Annotated in this window: 12 protein-coding genes; 3 read left to right on the top strand and 9 right to left on the bottom strand. The window is 31.5% G+C overall.

Annotated features, from left to right (window positions below):
- Positions 1-57 precede the first annotated feature (57 nt).
- From CQA53_RS00295 to crcB, 8 genes are all read right to left on the bottom strand, one after another.
- The gene (locus tag CQA53_RS00295) at positions 58-1,020 is read right to left on the bottom strand and encodes an alpha-1,2-fucosyltransferase (RefSeq protein ID WP_115542032.1); all 963 of its coding nucleotides are present in this window, start codon (positions 1,018-1,020) and stop codon (positions 58-60) included.
- Positions 1,021-1,176: 156 nt separating this feature from the next.
- Positions 1,177-4,401 carry a cytochrome c biogenesis protein CcsA gene (gene ccsA, locus CQA53_RS00290; protein WP_245945531.1) on the bottom strand — a complete coding sequence of 1,075 codons (3,225 nt, stop codon included), beginning with the start codon at positions 4,399-4,401 and terminating at the stop codon, positions 1,177-1,179.
- An 8-nt stretch (positions 4,402-4,409) separates the two neighbouring features.
- Complete coding sequence (locus CQA53_RS00285) at positions 4,410-5,030, bottom strand: thioredoxin fold domain-containing protein (protein ID WP_115542031.1); 621 nt, start codon at positions 5,028-5,030, stop codon at positions 4,410-4,412.
- Between the two features lie 265 nt (positions 5,031-5,295).
- Positions 5,296-5,934: a thioredoxin fold domain-containing protein gene (locus CQA53_RS00280; protein ID WP_245945529.1), complete on the bottom strand. Its 639-nt coding sequence runs from the start codon at positions 5,932-5,934 to the stop codon at positions 5,296-5,298.
- Between the two features lie 137 nt (positions 5,935-6,071).
- Positions 6,072-6,995, bottom strand: a complete 924-nt coding sequence (locus CQA53_RS00275) for a pyrroline-5-carboxylate reductase dimerization domain-containing protein (RefSeq protein ID WP_115542030.1) — start codon at positions 6,993-6,995, stop codon at positions 6,072-6,074.
- A 215-nt stretch (positions 6,996-7,210) separates the two neighbouring features.
- On the bottom strand, positions 7,211-8,224 hold the full coding sequence (locus CQA53_RS00270; RefSeq protein ID WP_281271156.1) for an asparaginase: 1,014 nt from the start codon (positions 8,222-8,224) through the stop codon (positions 7,211-7,213).
- 164 nt (positions 8,225-8,388) lie between these two features.
- The gene (locus CQA53_RS00265; protein WP_115542028.1) at positions 8,389-9,714 is read right to left on the bottom strand and encodes an amidohydrolase family protein; all 1,326 of its coding nucleotides are present in this window, start codon (positions 9,712-9,714) and stop codon (positions 8,389-8,391) included.
- Positions 9,715-10,018: 304 nt separating this feature from the next.
- A complete protein-coding gene (crcB, locus tag CQA53_RS00260; RefSeq protein ID WP_115542027.1) occupies positions 10,019-10,414 on the bottom strand; it encodes a fluoride efflux transporter CrcB in 396 nt (131 codons plus the stop codon).
- A 485-nt stretch (positions 10,415-10,899) separates the two neighbouring features.
- Between crcB and CQA53_RS00255 the strand changes: the two genes are divergently transcribed.
- The 3 genes from CQA53_RS00255 to CQA53_RS00245 all read left to right on the top strand — a co-directional run bounded on the left by CQA53_RS00255 (position 10,900) and on the right by CQA53_RS00245 (position 14,306).
- Entirely contained in the window at positions 10,900-11,607 is a 708-nt protein-coding gene (locus tag CQA53_RS00255; protein WP_245945527.1) for an RBBP9/YdeN family alpha/beta hydrolase, read from the top strand.
- 394 nt (positions 11,608-12,001) lie between these two features.
- The gene (locus CQA53_RS00250; protein WP_181882296.1) at positions 12,002-13,636 is read left to right on the top strand and encodes a phytoene desaturase family protein; all 1,635 of its coding nucleotides are present in this window, start codon (positions 12,002-12,004) and stop codon (positions 13,634-13,636) included.
- Positions 13,637-13,652: 16 nt separating this feature from the next.
- Entirely contained in the window at positions 13,653-14,306 is a 654-nt protein-coding gene (locus tag CQA53_RS00245; RefSeq protein ID WP_245945525.1) for a DNA-methyltransferase, read from the top strand.
- 230 nt (positions 14,307-14,536) lie between these two features.
- Here the strand turns inward: CQA53_RS00245 and glmU are convergent, their stop codons facing one another.
- The gene (gene glmU / locus CQA53_RS00240; protein ID WP_115542024.1) at positions 14,537-15,895 is read right to left on the bottom strand and encodes a bifunctional UDP-N-acetylglucosamine diphosphorylase/glucosamine-1-phosphate N-acetyltransferase GlmU; all 1,359 of its coding nucleotides are present in this window, start codon (positions 15,893-15,895) and stop codon (positions 14,537-14,539) included.
- Positions 15,896-16,181: the final 286 nt, after the last annotated feature.

Here is a 16,181-nt window from a genome sequence, read left to right as displayed (position 1 = left end):
TATTGAAAACATAACTTTTTGAGAATTGCTAAGATTCTAAAAATATAAGCAATCACTTTAAACTTCTATTAAAGTCCATTCTTGCGGATAAAGCAATTTCATTCTTTCTATTGTAGAATCTTGAAGGAATCTTGAAGGGGCAATAATAATTTTATCCTTTGATTTTAATAAATAAGCAGCCCACCAACTAAAAGTTGAGTTTGCAATAATTCCATGTTTACATGTACGCATAAGTTCCATATCTATAATAGCATTACCCTCATCATTGTTTCCAATAAATTCAAATGTCAGATTCTGCATTAATGTATTATCTAATTGTTTTATAAAATATTCCTTACACCATTGTATATCATTACTAAATACAAAAACATGGAAAGAATCTTTTTTTGTTTTCATCATATATAAAGCTTGATTATAATATCTCTCTGTAAGATGAATGTATCGCTCAAACGCAAGATAATCTCCTCTACGAATGTGCAAAAATACAGAATCTTGGAAAGAAGCGATTTGTTCTTTTAAAGCTTGATTTGCCTGTGAAAGAGGATTTTTAAGAGAAAAATCCCCTGAAATATCTTGTGGCTCTACGATACAAGAAAGATTCTGGTAAAATCCTGAAAAATAAGCATAGTCTGGGAAATAGGGCTTATTTTCTTGTATTATTTTGCATAATTTTACATCATCTGGAATAAAAAACTTATAATTTTTCATTCTTAATGGTCTAGGCAAAAAACGATTTATTTTATTACGCAACACATAAAATCTATCATGCAATATGAAAAAATCATATGGATTAAAATCTGATAAAAGAGGCAGACTTAAGTTATAATGAGAGATTTCAAGATTCCGAATTGTTGCATGTTGATTTTGTGCAAAATTTGCGATAGTTGGATTAGTATTTTTTTTATCTGCATACCATGATATATCAATCCCAACTTCATAACCTTTCGATTCTAGTTTTTTTGCGAAAGCATATTGAAACATTTGATTTCCAAGCCCACCATCTAATCTCACAATTAACATATCTACTCCCTGGTTTTACAATATTATATCTTTGCAACAATCTCTAGAAAAATCAATCAACACATAAAATTCTTAAAATTTTTATTATAATCTTACGAACAGACTAAAAATAGTTACAAAAAAGCGTTTTTTAATGTCTGCTTGTATTTTTTGATATTAAAAATCCTTGTTGAACATAAGCTTTCTTTTGAAGAATGAGATAAATATTAGTAAAAATGTCAAAATAAGTGCAAGATATATTTTAGCATTGATGCCACCAACATCACCTCGAGCATAGGAATGTAATCCCGTAGCAAGATAGTAATTCACCCCAAAATAAGTCATAATAATACTATAAAATGCAAGAACGGCAAACACATTAAAAATATAAGGTAAATAAAGAGGACGGAGCAATCGCACATGCAAAACACACGCATAAACACCTACTGATACAAGAGACCAAGTTTCTTTAGAATCCCAACTCCAGTATCTCCCCCAAGATTCATTTGCCCAAACACCACCAAGAAATGTCCCAACAATCAACATAAGAATCCCAATAATCATACTCATTTCGTTAATAGCGCTCAAAGAAACTATCGATTTATCAATTTGTGGGCGACTTTCTTTGCGAAAAATAAAAAGAATTAAATTTGTAACACCAAGCATTAAAGATAACCCTAAGAATCCATAACTCGCAACAATCACAGCAACATGAATATTTAACCAATAAGAATGCAAAACGGGCTGTAAATTGCCTATATAAGGATCCATAAAGCCCCAATGAGCAACAACTAAAGCCATGCCTGCAAGGAAGCTTGCACCACACATTGCAAAATAAGACTTCCTCAAAATTATAATACCAGAAAGTGCACTTGCCCAAGCAATATACAACATCGATTCATAGGGATTACTCCATGGGGCATGTCCACCAATATACCATCGCAAGATTAATCCTAAAGTATGTCCAAGAAATGCAATCAATAAAATAGAATAGAGTCCCTTTCCAAGCCATTTTGGAATTTTTTTATTCACAATAATTGCAATGAGTGCAATAAAGAATAATAGGATTCCAATACATAAATAAAAGTATTCTACGACAGGAAAAATATTTAATTGATTCAGTAATAATTCAGATTTTACATGTGTTGAATCAAGCAACAATTTTCCGGCAGTATTTCGCTGATATCGATGTAAAAGATCTATTGCTGTATCAAAATCTTTCCACTCATGTAAATTTATTCCCATTCGTGATTCTGTTATAAAACTTAAATAAAAATATTTTGTAAATAGATCTTTTGAAAGATGAGGATTACCCATAATTTTCCAATTATCATCACCAACTTCGGGAAATATTTTCATATAATCCCATATAGAATATGGTAACAACATATCCATTTTTTCATCAAGTTTCAATACTTCCTTATCAAATTCATTGCGTTCCCACTCAGGCTTCTTTCGTGCAATATTACTAAAGTGATATAATTTATACGCACTCAAAAATCTTCCCATCAATCTTTGGTCATGATAGGTGGCAAAATCATAAACATCATCAAGTTTATCGCTATAAAACAAATCTTCAAATGAAACATATTCTTTATCTAAAACACCTAGAAGCTTCCTAATTTCCGGATCTTTTACCTTAATAAAGCGTAACTTTGCCATATCTTTAGGCATAACCATAATACCTAGTAAAAACTGATTGTGATCTAGACCATAAATATGAGTTTTTCCTACGATTTTACGCATTACCTCATCACTATAAGTATCAAAGAGTTTGACTCTACCTTCCATACCTTGAATCTGCAACTTAGCAAATATCTTGAGGGATTTTTTTGGAATCTTTTTTAATCCATCAACCCTTTTCTGGATTGCTTCTTTTGACATATCATTTATAAGAGGTTCAAGTTTTTGGTTCTTTTGCTCTATGCTTTTATTATATGCTACAAATTGTTCTAATCTTTTCTTTACTTCTTCAGAATCTTCTGTATCTGTTTGTTTGCTTATATTTTCCTCATCTTTTCGTTGAGAAGATGAAGATTCTATTTTTTTACTCTCATTTAAAGCAAGAAAAAAATTGTTAGAATCCAATACTAAATGCTTTTCCATATCATTTTTTACAAGAGATTCTTCAGAAGATAACTGTATGCTATCTTGTGCAAATCCAACATGTGGAACACTTATCGCAAAGAACGAAATTGTAAAAGGTATCAAGACGGAAAATATTTTTTGCGATTTTACACAATTACTAAGTTTTCTAAAACGAGAACTATTATCAAATAGTAACCATATTGCACCAAGTATCATAAGTGTATAGCCAATATAGGTTGGTACTTTACCGGGGTCATTATTAACTGCAAGAATTGTGCCTGTATAAATTGGCATACCTGTTTCATCTCTTTTCATCTCGCCATTTTCATCTCTCTCAACATTATATTCGCTTTGAAAAAATCTATATCCACGATAATCTAACACATTATTCATAAAAATTTTATACTTGTAATTTGTATGTTCAGGATCGATTACCTCAACATAAGAAGCAAAACTAGATTCTAAAAGTGATCCCGGATATGTAAGCACCTCAAATTTCTCCAGTTTTAGCGAGAAAGGCAAGAGAATTGATTTTGGTCCCCATGAAAGTGTAACATAACGATTGCCAAATCTCTCACTGCGAATCTCACCTCGATTAGAAAGAAACATTTCTTTGGTAATACCATCATATTCAACCTCAAATTTTGCCACATAATGATTTTCTTTTTGTTTTTCCTTTATTTCTTGGTCGCTTACTTCTTTTTTTTCTTTTGCTGCTTCACTAAAAAGACTCGCTAGAGAATAATTAATCACATTGATTGACTTTATACGCAATTTTTTATCAAATACTTCTTTTGTATCAAGATCAAATGATGAAAATCGCACATAAGGGCTAAGCATAATATCATACCCCTTTTTAAAACTCTCAAGTGGTATAATATCACTTTGTGTGCCATCATCACCAACATCATTGCTTACCAAAACATTTAAAAAGCTATCATTTGAGGCAATAAAAGAGCTTGTCTCTCCATCTGCCAAAACCATTCTTCCCTCAAAGCCAAAATATCTTGTAATGCCAGCACCAATAATTATAATAACTAGAGCAATATGGAAAATCTGAACGTTTACTTTTAGATTTATTTTTGCACTCTTATACATACAGCCCAAAATGTTAATAAGTAGCCAAACATTTAAAAATTCAAACCACCAAGAATGATAAATTACATCGTTGGCAACAAGTGTTCCAAAATCTTTTTCTATAAAAGTAGCCCAACCAATAGCTATTGCATAAACAAGTATGAGAAAAATGCTAAGTGGTATAGATGCAAAAATATTATTAATAATTGATTGTATAAGTGGGGGTGCTTTTACCATAAAAACTCCTAATGATTTTTAGATTTCTTTACATACTCATCTAAAAAAAGTTGCATACGTTTTTTTGAATCCTTTTCATTTTTATACGCTTTATTATGTAATACAAAATCTATCATTGGAGGAAAAACTACTTTATTATAACCAACCATATTAAGAATCTCATTTCCATTTGACTCTAAAAATAATACTAATGGTGTATTTGTGAGATTATAGTGTCTTGCAAGCTCATCTGTATCCATTGTTTTATCTAAATAACCTACCCGATGTTCTTTACTATAACTTGTATTGATATAATACGAAACAAAATTCTCCTTAAGTGTGTTTTTTATTTCTTCATTTGATTTAATGTCATTTTTTAAATCTTCACAATATTTACAATAATTACGACCAAAAATCAATAAAATAGGCTTTTTATCAGAATCTATCAATGAAGAATTGACAAAAATATCTTCTAAACCCTTATAGCTTTTTTCAATTTCTAAATTAATGGAATCTATTTTGTTCTCTAATTCCTCTGTTTTATTGTTGCCATCACTAATATCAATACCTTTATCTTTGCAGGCAACAATAAAAGATATTGCAACTATTACAAATATATGAGACAATATTGTATGTATAAAAAACTTCATTATCACACCTCACATTGAATAAAATTATAAAAATTCAAAATCTTACAAAAATAAAGCTATTTTGCAATCTTTTTATGAATATATGTCAAATAAGATACAAGAATGTATAAAAATTTTACACACTAACAAAAAAGAATGGGAGAATTTAAGGGGAGTTTATAACTGCAATATCCTGTTATATCATCATATGATGATATAACAAAAATTATATAAACATTAAGAGATTTTACATTTTATCTCTATACAACTTGTATAATCAAATCTTTTATTTATTTGGTTTTACAAGTGTTGATTCATATTCTAGAAATCCTTCAATTCTTTCTTTTGGTGTATGAAAATTTTTCCATATATCATTATTTATAAACTCCAATAAATGTATCATTCGAGCTTCTCCAGGAAAACCAGAAATGCGCATAATCTCTTCAGAATCCGTCGAAATAAAAACAATCAAGGGTAATGCGTGAATCTTATAAAGTCTTGCCGTATCTATGGAGCTAATTCGTGAGAGACTAAGATATGGGATTGTATGTTTCTTTTTGTCGTCAATATTAATAAAATATGGCGAAAAATTCAGCATAATATAACCCTGTATGGTTGCGTTTCCAATCAAACTTGCATTAAGGACACTGCAATGATAACAATCATTTTTGCCAAATACCAACATGACAGGTTTGTCTGAAACAATAATTTCACGGCTATCTAAAAATACAGAATCTAAATCAGTCTCAAGGCTAACATTTGCTACTGGTTGTTTTACACTTTCTTCTTGAGATTGTATTTGATTTGCATACAACCCAACAAAAGATGTAGCGATATATAGAAAAACAATATAATAAAAAAGAAAGCTACTTCTTATAGATTTCAGTATAAAGTTCTCAATAGCAACCATAAAGTAAGAGGACATAAAACTCCCTTGTTTGCAATATCATAAAAATAGAAAAATATGAATAGATTTTACTCTATAATTTTGAATTTTTTCTTTTTTAGTATTATTTTTATACTTTTCTTACTATGTAATATTTTCTTATTATAATTTTTATGCTATAAAGCTTCATTTAGTTCGTAAGGTTTCATAGTGTGTTCGGCTTTCCTCACAGCCATAATACATGCTTGCGTAATATTACCTTGCACACCCATTATATCACAATGCAAAAGAGCCTCTGCGGTTGTTCCACCAGGACTCGCAACACGATCTTTAATTTCTTGAGGACTTATATGCTGCAACATATAAGCTACTCCCTCGAATGTTTTTTGCACCAATTTTTTACTTGCTTCAAGCTTTAGTCCTTGATGAACACCAGCATTAATAAGGGCTTGTGCTACAAGAGCAAGAACTGCTGGGCTACTACCATTTGTTGCAATACTTGCATTAATTTCTTTTTGCGTATCTACAAAAACACAATTTCCAAAACTTGAAACAAAATATTCAATTTTTTTCTTTGTTTCAAGACTACTTTTTTGTTCCACTTCATGTAGATTATGATTATCCACGAGAGAATCTAACACCTTACCTACCTCTTTAATACTTTTTGTACGTAATTTATTTTGTTCCCATAACACTGCACTGGAACTAAAAGAATCTATGGCACAAACATTAGGCATAATAAGAACAAAATTTTTTGCATCAATCGATGTTTGTAGAGTCTGTATAGTAACTCCTGCTAGAACACTATAAACAATTTCAGCAAATCCACTAAATGAAAATTTAGATAGATTACTTGGCTTACAAGCCAGTAGAATGGCTTTATTATTGCATTTTATATCATAAGTCTCAAGCATTACAACATCTGTTTTAAATTCGCTTATATTATCATAGAAGAAAGATTCTAACCAAGATTCAATCTTTTTTGGATTTCTTCCTGCAATGGTAATTTTAGAGATTCCAATATCTGCTTTCTTTTGCTTTAAGATCCCACATAATATAGCCTTCGCCATGTTGCCATAACCTACAATAACAAGTTCCACACAAACTCCTTGATTAATTATATTTTAAATTTAATGATGCTTTATAACATTATGTAATATAATTCTTAGAAAATTCTTATCTACTAAAAAATCAACATAAACTCAATACTTACCACATAGAAAAACATATTTATTAATTAAGATTCCATATATTAGTTATTATCGAAAGATATTTTACTACACTCTTCATAATATAGTTGAGAAAAGACTACAACCTAATACTGCTTAAAAAAAGTATTAATTTTTCTAAAATCATTTGTTTTTGTGAGTCCAAGCATTAATAATACGCGTGCCTTCTGAGGATTGAGATCTTTTGCACCTATAAAGCCTATTTTAGAATCCTCTTGATTTGCCAATACAATACCAGAGCCAACTCGCGAACTTTGCACCACAATTAAACCTTGTTGCATTAAGTCTTTCAAAATCTTTTTTTGAAAGACATGGATACTTCCTGCACCACTTCCAGCCACCACAATACCTTTTACCTTAGATTGAAACAAAGCTTTTGCAGCTACGCCCAACCCATCGTTGCTATAAGAATAAAGAATATCAACTTTTGGTAATGTATTTAAATTATCAACACGAAAAATACTTTTGGTGGTATGTGGCGGGACTGGAGTAAAATTAAAATAAACCGCACCATCAATAATATATCCCATATCACCACTTGTTAGAGATTGGAATGAATCCGTATTAAGCGTATGAATTTTTGTTGCATATCGTGCACTTTGGATTCTATCATTCATAACAATCATTACACCTTTATTATTTGCATTTTTACTTGAAGCAAGAGCAACAGCGTTATAGAGATTCTTTGGTCCGTCTGCACTCATAGCACTGCTTGGTCTCATTGCACCTGTAAGCACAACTGGTTTTGTACTTTTTGTTACTAGGTGTAAAAAAAATGCAGTTTCTTCCATTGTATCTGTCCCATGTGTGATAACAATACCATCTACATTATTACTTTCTAAAAGTATATTAATGCGTTTTGCTAAAGTAAGCCATATTTCATCTGTCATATCCGCACTATCAATATTGCTAATCTGTTCTGCTTGAATATTTGCAAGATTGGTAATCTCAGGGACTGCTTGTATAAGTGAATTAACACTTAAAACACCAGCCTTATAACCAGTCGTTTCAATATGGGAAGTAGTAGATCCCGCTATAGTGCCACCTGTTGCTAAAATTACAATGTTTGGCTTATCATCTGCCATTGCTATACCACCCATTCCAATTAAAAAAACAATATAACATAATATAACACGCATGTAAGATTCCTTTTTTTTAAATATATTATACACAAAATTTTGAATAGAATCAAACCTTACAAAAAGATATAAAAATTAATGTAAATATCATATTTCCAATATTTCAACCTTACCCTTTTCCTGATTTATTCAACTTCACAAATATCCCCACCAATAATCATATTTTTTATTTTACCATATACTTCCATATCATGATAAATACTTAAAGGATTGTTGATTCTAAAAGATTCTTCTAAATCAATAATCATAAAATCTGCATCTCTCCCCACCTCAATCCTACCTTTATTGAGTTGCATAAAATTACTTGCGTTTGAACTTGTTATTTTTATAAGATTTTCTAGCGAAATAATATTTTCTTTTACCAAACGTGTATATGCAAGGCTAAAGAAATATTCTAAGCCTTCAACACTTGATGGGGCAAACTCAAATACCTGTTCTTGAAACTCTTTTGAAACAGCATTTTGCATACTTGTAAGCAACGATACTTTTCCTTCCCGCAATCTCTTAATAAGCTTATCCTGCTTACTTCTTGTAAGCAATGGTGGTATAATTTTATATCTTGTATCATAATATCGAATACTCTGCTCACTAAAAACAAGATGGGGCAAACCAACTTGCGTATGAATATTTTTTTCATGACACACCATATCAAAACAATATGCGATATTCATAGACATTAAAATGACTTCGAGATCCAAAAACTTTGCCATCTCTTTAATTTTAGCAACTTCTTTAATCTGCCCAATAGGGGTCATCATAGGCAATCCAAGCCCCCTTGCAAACATACTTTCATATGCAACACCTTGCTCCATATTAAAATCATATGCAAATATACATAATGGAAGATTTAACATTTTCGCATACTGCATAGTTTGATAAAGATAATTTGAACCAATAGAAGAATTACTAAAAATAGCACGTGCTTTTGGATTCAACTCCTGTAAAATATCAATATTACTAAGATGACCACTTGCATCTATACTAGGAATGAGCGGGAATACATTTACTTTCTCATGATTATCAATACTTTGTATAAGGGCGTTCATAGCTTCATTATCAATATTTGGTTGTGTATATGGGTTTAAAAAAAAGGTAGATACTCCACCTTTTAGAGCTTTTTTCACAAGAGTATGTATTGTTTTCGCATTCATTCTTTTATCAAGTGGAAAAATATTAATATCAATACACGAAGGAATAATTGTCTTCCCCCGACAATCAATTTCTCGATATTGTGAAATATGTGATTGAGATTTCTCAATAGTGTTTTGGTGCATTTTCACATTATTAATAGAATCTTGCGACATATAATCATTTTGCAATCCTTTACTTTGTTGGAATGTCTGGAACTCTTGAGGTGAAAATACTTTTGTAATTTTCGTATCTTCTACAATAAGAATCTTGTCGTTGAATCCATTTTCACAAAAAACTTTAGCATTTTTAAAAACAAGCATTTTACACCTCAAATCACAACAATGTATTCTTGCAATATTATAACATAAAATTTACCTTACCAATAAACATTCATAATCGCAACAAAATTATTATTTATGTTAAGACATTAACTTTAAAATTGTTCTATAAGAAATACTTTATTTGATTGTTTAAAGATATTTTAATCACAAGTTCCCCTATAATAACACTCCAAAGCGTATTGTATGACATAAGAGTTGTTATTACATCTAATAAGCTAGGCTCTAAGCAAGTTTGCCACAAAATATATTTCTTAAAAGTAACCTTGTCTTCATACCAAAAAACTCAAATTATAAAAGATCTCAAAAATCGTTGTATGTTATACCCCAAAAATACAAAAAGAATACCAAGAATATTTGATAAAAAGATATAAGAAAAAGCCTGCACAAAGAGATGATTCTCTAAAAGTCTAAAAGTCTCTAGTCCAAATGATGAAAAAGTGCTAAAGCCACCGAGTATCCCAACTGCGAGAAAAATATACCACAATGATTGAGAATCTTTGATGTAATACGCACATTGCCCTATCAAAAAACACGCTATGATATTAACACAAAGCGTCGCCACAAAGCCAAAAGCGAGGCTATTGTGCGAAAGATAAGAGAGAATAAATACACTCATAAGATAGCGACAAACTGCTCCTATCGCCCCGCCTAAGCCAACAAGTATAATTTTTGTAAGCATTATGTCCTTTCATTATTTTTATATTGTAGATCTTAAGAATGACACATTACTATCTTTAGCTTTAAAATTGAATGTGTTATAATTAGAAATCTTCTTTTGCTGTGTATTATATTGTTATATTACAAATTTATTCCAATAATGAGATGGTCAAAGAATAAAAACCCTCAACGCTTATCTGGTATTATCAAATTACTCCAAATTCAAACGAAAGCCCTAATAAAGAGTTATTTCATGAACTATTCATACTAAATGAAACCTAATATTGAGAATGAAACACACTGATTCGTAGAAAATAGATTATATCTTCATATTTTTTATTTATAATGCTAAAATCTCAAACTGGCTTTGTATTTCCTTTTACAAAATATGTAGTTCTTAAAATATAGAATCTTGCTTGTAAGAAAAAGACAAAAAACTTCCGATTTATTCTTTCTTTGAGGATAAACCCATTTGTAGAGTAAAAGTATATAATGAAAGGAATTATTATGTTGCAAAAAGTCATTATATTTTTAGGCATTATGACATTTTTTAGTATGAATCTCTTAGCACAAAACACGAAAGATTTTACAGATTCTAAAATCAAACATAAGGAGCAAAATATGAGGGTATATATCGTGCATGGGTTTGATTCCTCACCAGATAAGAATTGGTTTAGGTGGCTTGAGGATAAACTTAAGAAGAAAGATATAAGTGTGGATATTCTCTCTCTGCCAAATCCACAAAATCCTAATCTTACAAAGTGGATTGCGACGCTAGATTCCAGCATAAAACTCGGGCATGAGACTTACCTCGTCGGGCATAGTTTAGGGTGCATTACAATTTTACAGTATTTACAGAGTAAGGCACAAAAGACAAATACCAAAGCTCAAAGTATGACAGATAAAAAGAATATAATTATTGGTGGATTCGTGCTTGTGAGTGGATTCTATGAATCTCTTAGCATTCTTCCACAGCTTGATAGTTTTCTCAAACCTCCGCTAGACTTTACTGCACTCAAAGCTCTAAGCCCTAATCGTGTTGTAATCTCAGCAAAAGATGATATGATTGTGCCAACAGAACTAAGCAAAAATCTTAGTCATAAACTTAGTGCAAAATTTATCCAAACACAGAATGGAGGACATTTTATGGAATCTGATGGCTATACAGAAATGCCTCTCGTGTTAGAGAGCTTAGAAGCGATGTTTAAAAAGTAGTGGGTTAGACTTATTAGGATAAAGGAATAGGGTAAAAACTTGCATTAAGTCAATGTAAATTGTTGTATAAATGATATGCGGGAAAGCTTAGTATCTTAGTAAATAAAAAGCTAGATTTTTGCACAAAATCTTAAATAGCAACAATGAAATAAGTCTTTTTAGAGCAATAAACCTAATATTAAAAGCTAAAAATTGGCTTATGTATTATCAAAATTAATTTCTGAAGATTCTATCAAAAACAAAGTAAACTCAAAAATACAGAATCAAACAATGCCATTTCGACAACATACACAATCAGCTCAATGCAAACTTTCTCAATATTTTTCTCATATTTGATTGCCTATTTATGTTTTAAGCTATAATTAAGCTCTTATTTCAAATGAAAAGGCAATCTATGGAGATATATGACACAATCATTATTGGTTCGGGGCTAGGTGGGCTTACTTGCGGCGCTACTCTAGCAAAAGAAGGCAAAAAAGTATTAATTTTAGAACAGCATAATCTCATCGGCGGTTGTGCGACTTGTTTCAAACGCAAAGGAATGCTTGTCGATGCAGGGCTGCATGAGCTTGATTGGGGGAGCAAATGGACGGATATGAAGCATCATATTTTTAGACAACTTGGACTTTTAGAGAAAATCACGCTTATCCCGCTCCCTACTGCGTGGAGTATCAAAGAATCTCACACACCACATTTACAAATAACTATTCCCCATAGCAAAAGCAAAGAAGCGTTGATAGCAATGTTTCCGCACGAGGCAAAGGGAATCAAAAAATATTTTAGAAAGATGAAGTTTCAAGCCTATTTTAATCGTAGATTCCCATTTGATATGAGTTTTTTTGATTTTTTCTTCGCGCCATTCACGACACTTTGGCTTTTTGGTTTAAGCGCATTGAGAAACCGCAATGTAGGCTATATGCTTGATTCTATGATAACAGATTCTAAGCTAAAGAGAATCCTAAATATCAATATCACTTATTATCACCATGACCCGTATAAGTTTGATTGGAATTATCACGCTGTCGCACAGGCAAACTACTATCATCAAGGAATGTATGTCAAAGGTGGCTCACAAGAGCTTTCTAATGCACTTGCAAGTATCATCACAGATCATGGCGGAGAAGTCAAGATAAATGCCGATGTTGTGCGGATTTTACTTGATGAGAAAAGCAAAGCAAAGAGGGCAAATGGCGTTATTTATAAGGATAAAAAAGGGCAGGAACACATAATTTTTGGTGAGAAAATCATCGCAAATTGCGACCCAAATATCGTGTATAAAGAATTGTTAAAAGATTTAGCACCAAGCGAATATGCGCTGGATTCTAGGCGAGTGGAGAAATTCAGCACCAAAACTTCGCTTTTATCAGTCTATATGATTTTTGATACGAATTTAAGCAAACAATATCCGAATATGGATTATTCAACTTTTATTGTAGATTCTGATAATTTTGCAAAGACTTTTAATAAGGATACGATGAATCAATTTGAGACTTCGCTTGAAAAAAGAGATTTTGTATTTGTGAATTATTCTAAGATTGAAAGCGGGTTAAGTGAGCGCGATGATAGATTTTTTGGTGTGATGACGACACTAAGTAGCTATGAAGAATGGGATAATCTTAGCGAAGAAGCATATAAGGCAAAAAAGCAAGTGATAAAAAAGGCTTTTGAGACGCGTTTAGAAGAGATGTTTCCACATATTATGAGTTATTGTATTCACTCCGAACTTGCCACACCAAAGACGATAAAGCGTTATATCCGCACAAGTAATGGCACACCCTATGGCTATGACCAAAGCTTTGAGGGATTTTGGGGGCGAGGACGATATAACTCTAAAGCCATTCAAAATCTCTATTTTGCCTCTGCATTTGGATTTCCCGGAAGTGGCTTCACAGGGGCTATGCTCTCTGGGTATCGCACGGCAAAAAAGATTCTCAATCCTCATTTTTATGCAAAAAGACTAAGCTTATGTGTGCTATTTGGGGCTGGAGTGAGTTTAGCCATTATAGAATGTGTGAAGCTTTTATCATAGAATCTTAGGAGAAAATTTGCACGAATTACTTAATAAACGCCTTAATATAGATGGTTTGAAACTCCTTCAAAAGCTAGAATCTCAAAGCATAGATTTGTGCTTTTTTGACCCACAATATCGTGGTGTGCTCGATAAAATGCAATATGGTAATGAAGGAAGACGACAAAAAGGACGTGTCAAACTTGTGCAAATGAGTGATGAAGTGATTAGGCAGTTCATCAAGGAAATCAATCATGTTTTAAAACAAAGTGCATATTGTATGCTATGGATTGATAAATTTCATCTTTGTGAGGGTGTGGATACATGGATTAAGGATACCAATTTACAAATCGTAGATTTGATTACTTGGGATAAAGGCAAAATGGGTATGGGTTATCGTACGCGCAAACAAAGCGAATATCTCTTAATTTTACAAAAAAAGCCCATCAAAGCAAAAGGCACTTGGAAGTTACATACTATCCGCGATATATGGAGTGAAAAGATTCCGTTAGAGACACTCAAAATCCACCCACATGCTAAACCAAAGGGCTTACAAAAGGCTTTGATAGAATCTTGCACCGATAAAGGCGATAGAGTGCTTGATCCTGCGAGCGGTAGTTTTAGCGTATTTGAATGCTGCGAGGAGCTAGGGCGAGACTTTGTTGGGAGTGATTTGAAGGGAGAAGTATGAATTGAAATAAGGTATTTTATTATGATTGTGCTTCATAATTTCACTGAAGTAAGCATTAAAATTAGCTTTATGAATTTTTCAAAAATATGGTTTATTGCAGAAATAATATATCAATAAATAAAGAACTAATACAAAAGTATCTTTAAAAATTCTAACCATATCTTAGCATTTAGAGGAAAAATGCTAATAAAATTATAATAATGGATATACTTAATAAAGAAAATCTGATTTTATTCTTTTTCATCAAAAAATTTATAGAATCCATTTTCAATATTGCGTTGTTTTCCACGTGCAATAGCAAGCACACCTTGTGGAATATCATGGGTAATTGTGCTACCTGCCGCTATTAAAACCCGATCTTTAATTGTTACTGGTGCAACAAGTTGACAATCACTTCCCACAAAAACATCTTTACCAATAATAGTCTTATGCTTAGATTTACCATCATAATTACATGTAATAACTCCTGCACCAATATTACTTCCTGTATTGATTTCACAATCTCCAAGATAACTTAAATGTCCAGCTTTTACACCTTTCAACATTGCCTTCTTGCATTCTACGAAATTACCAATATGAGAATCTTGAATATTGCATTGGGGGCGAATATGTGCATGAGGTCCAATATCACTTGAGATAATCTCACTTTCTTCAATTACGCTATGTGCTTTGATTATACTATTTTGAATCTTGCTTTTTCCGACAATTCTTACTCCATTTTCAAGCTTGCATTCACCCTCAAATTCAACAGAGGAATCAAGATAAATACTTTCTGGTATATCCATAATCACACCTTGCAACATTGCTCTGTGTCGTACACGTTCTAACATAAGATTCTGTGCGATAGCTAAATGTGCCTTTGTATTTACACCCATTAATTCTTTCTCACTCAATTCACAAGCCATAATTCCTTGACAATTTTTTCCCTTATCATGTATTGCTTGAGAATCTCTAGCAAATAGATTTATTACATCTGTTAGATAATATTCCTTTTGAGCATTGTCATTAAGAAGTAATGGAATATAATGTTGCAAAATGGTTTTATTAAAACAATAAATCCCACCATTTACTTCATCAATCTTTTTGTGTGTGTGTGTGCAATCTTTTTCTTCAATAATACGAATAACATGATTAGTATTATCCTCTTTTATAATGCGTCCATATCCGCTTGGGTTACGTGTCTTAAAAGTTGCAATATTGATTGCACTTTCAGATTGCAAAAGAGGTAACAAAGAATCGGCACAAATCATAGGAGAATCAGCACTTAACACAAGGACTTTATCTTCTTTTATTGGAATTAATTCTTTATTTTCTTGCATAAATGCACCACCTGTGCCTGGATATATATCATGGAGTTGCACATGAAAGGTAATTTTATCTATAATATAATATTGATATTTATTTTTTAAATAAGAAATAATTTTTTCTTTTTGATTAAACAGGATAATATGAATGTCAGAACTAATTTTTAAAGACTCATCAATCACATATTCAATCATACTCTTTCCACATAATGTATGCAAAACCTTTGGAGTCTGCGACTTCATTCTTGTGCCAAATCCTGCTGCCAAAATAACAATAGAAAGCATCTTTACCTCACTTATAAAAATATCATAGTATTATAGCAGAGTTTAGAATCTCATAGGTTGGTTTTATTTTTTAGAGAAAAGATTCTATAAATTTATATTTAGGATTCTAAACCTACTCCAAATTCTTTTCCTGTCTTGTGTTTAAATTTTGTTCTTACAATGATTCTAAAAATTAGATTATTTTAGTGAGAGAATAGGACAATTTTATTCCACTATTAAAATAAATTTTAATGATTATAGTATGATGTTAAGTAATTGGTAGTAAAATACCATTTGTTTTTATTCC

This window comes from Helicobacter didelphidarum (assembly GCF_003364195.1).
GTDB lineage: Bacteria > Campylobacterota > Campylobacteria > Campylobacterales > Helicobacteraceae > Helicobacter_A > Helicobacter_A didelphidarum.
This window is presented reverse-complemented; position numbering and strand designations above follow the sequence as displayed.

Coding starts and splice junctions, on each gene's coding strand:
- CQA53_RS00295 (WP_115542032.1), bottom strand. CDS start 1,020: ATGTTAATTGTGAGATTAGATGGTGGGCTTGGAAATCAAATGTTTCAA.
- ccsA (WP_245945531.1), bottom strand. CDS start 4,401: ATGGTAAAAGCACCCCCACTTATACAATCAATTATTAATAATATTTTT.
- CQA53_RS00285 (WP_115542031.1), bottom strand. CDS start 5,030: ATGAAGTTTTTTATACATACAATATTGTCTCATATATTTGTAATAGTT.
- CQA53_RS00280 (WP_245945529.1), bottom strand. CDS start 5,934: ATGTCCTCTTACTTTATGGTTGCTATTGAGAACTTTATACTGAAATCT.
- CQA53_RS00270 (WP_281271156.1), bottom strand. CDS start 8,224: ATGGGTGGTATAGCAATGGCAGATGATAAGCCAAACATTGTAATTTTA.
- CQA53_RS00265 (WP_115542028.1), bottom strand. CDS start 9,714: ATGCTTGTTTTTAAAAATGCTAAAGTTTTTTGTGAAAATGGATTCAAC.
- crcB (WP_115542027.1), bottom strand. CDS start 10,414: ATGCTTACAAAAATTATACTTGTTGGCTTAGGCGGGGCGATAGGAGCA.
- CQA53_RS00255 (WP_245945527.1), top strand. CDS start 10,900: ATGTTGCAAAAAGTCATTATATTTTTAGGCATTATGACATTTTTTAGT.
- CQA53_RS00250 (WP_181882296.1), top strand. CDS start 12,002: ATGGAGATATATGACACAATCATTATTGGTTCGGGGCTAGGTGGGCTT.
- glmU (WP_115542024.1), bottom strand. CDS start 15,895: ATGCTTTCTATTGTTATTTTGGCAGCAGGATTTGGCACAAGAATGAAG.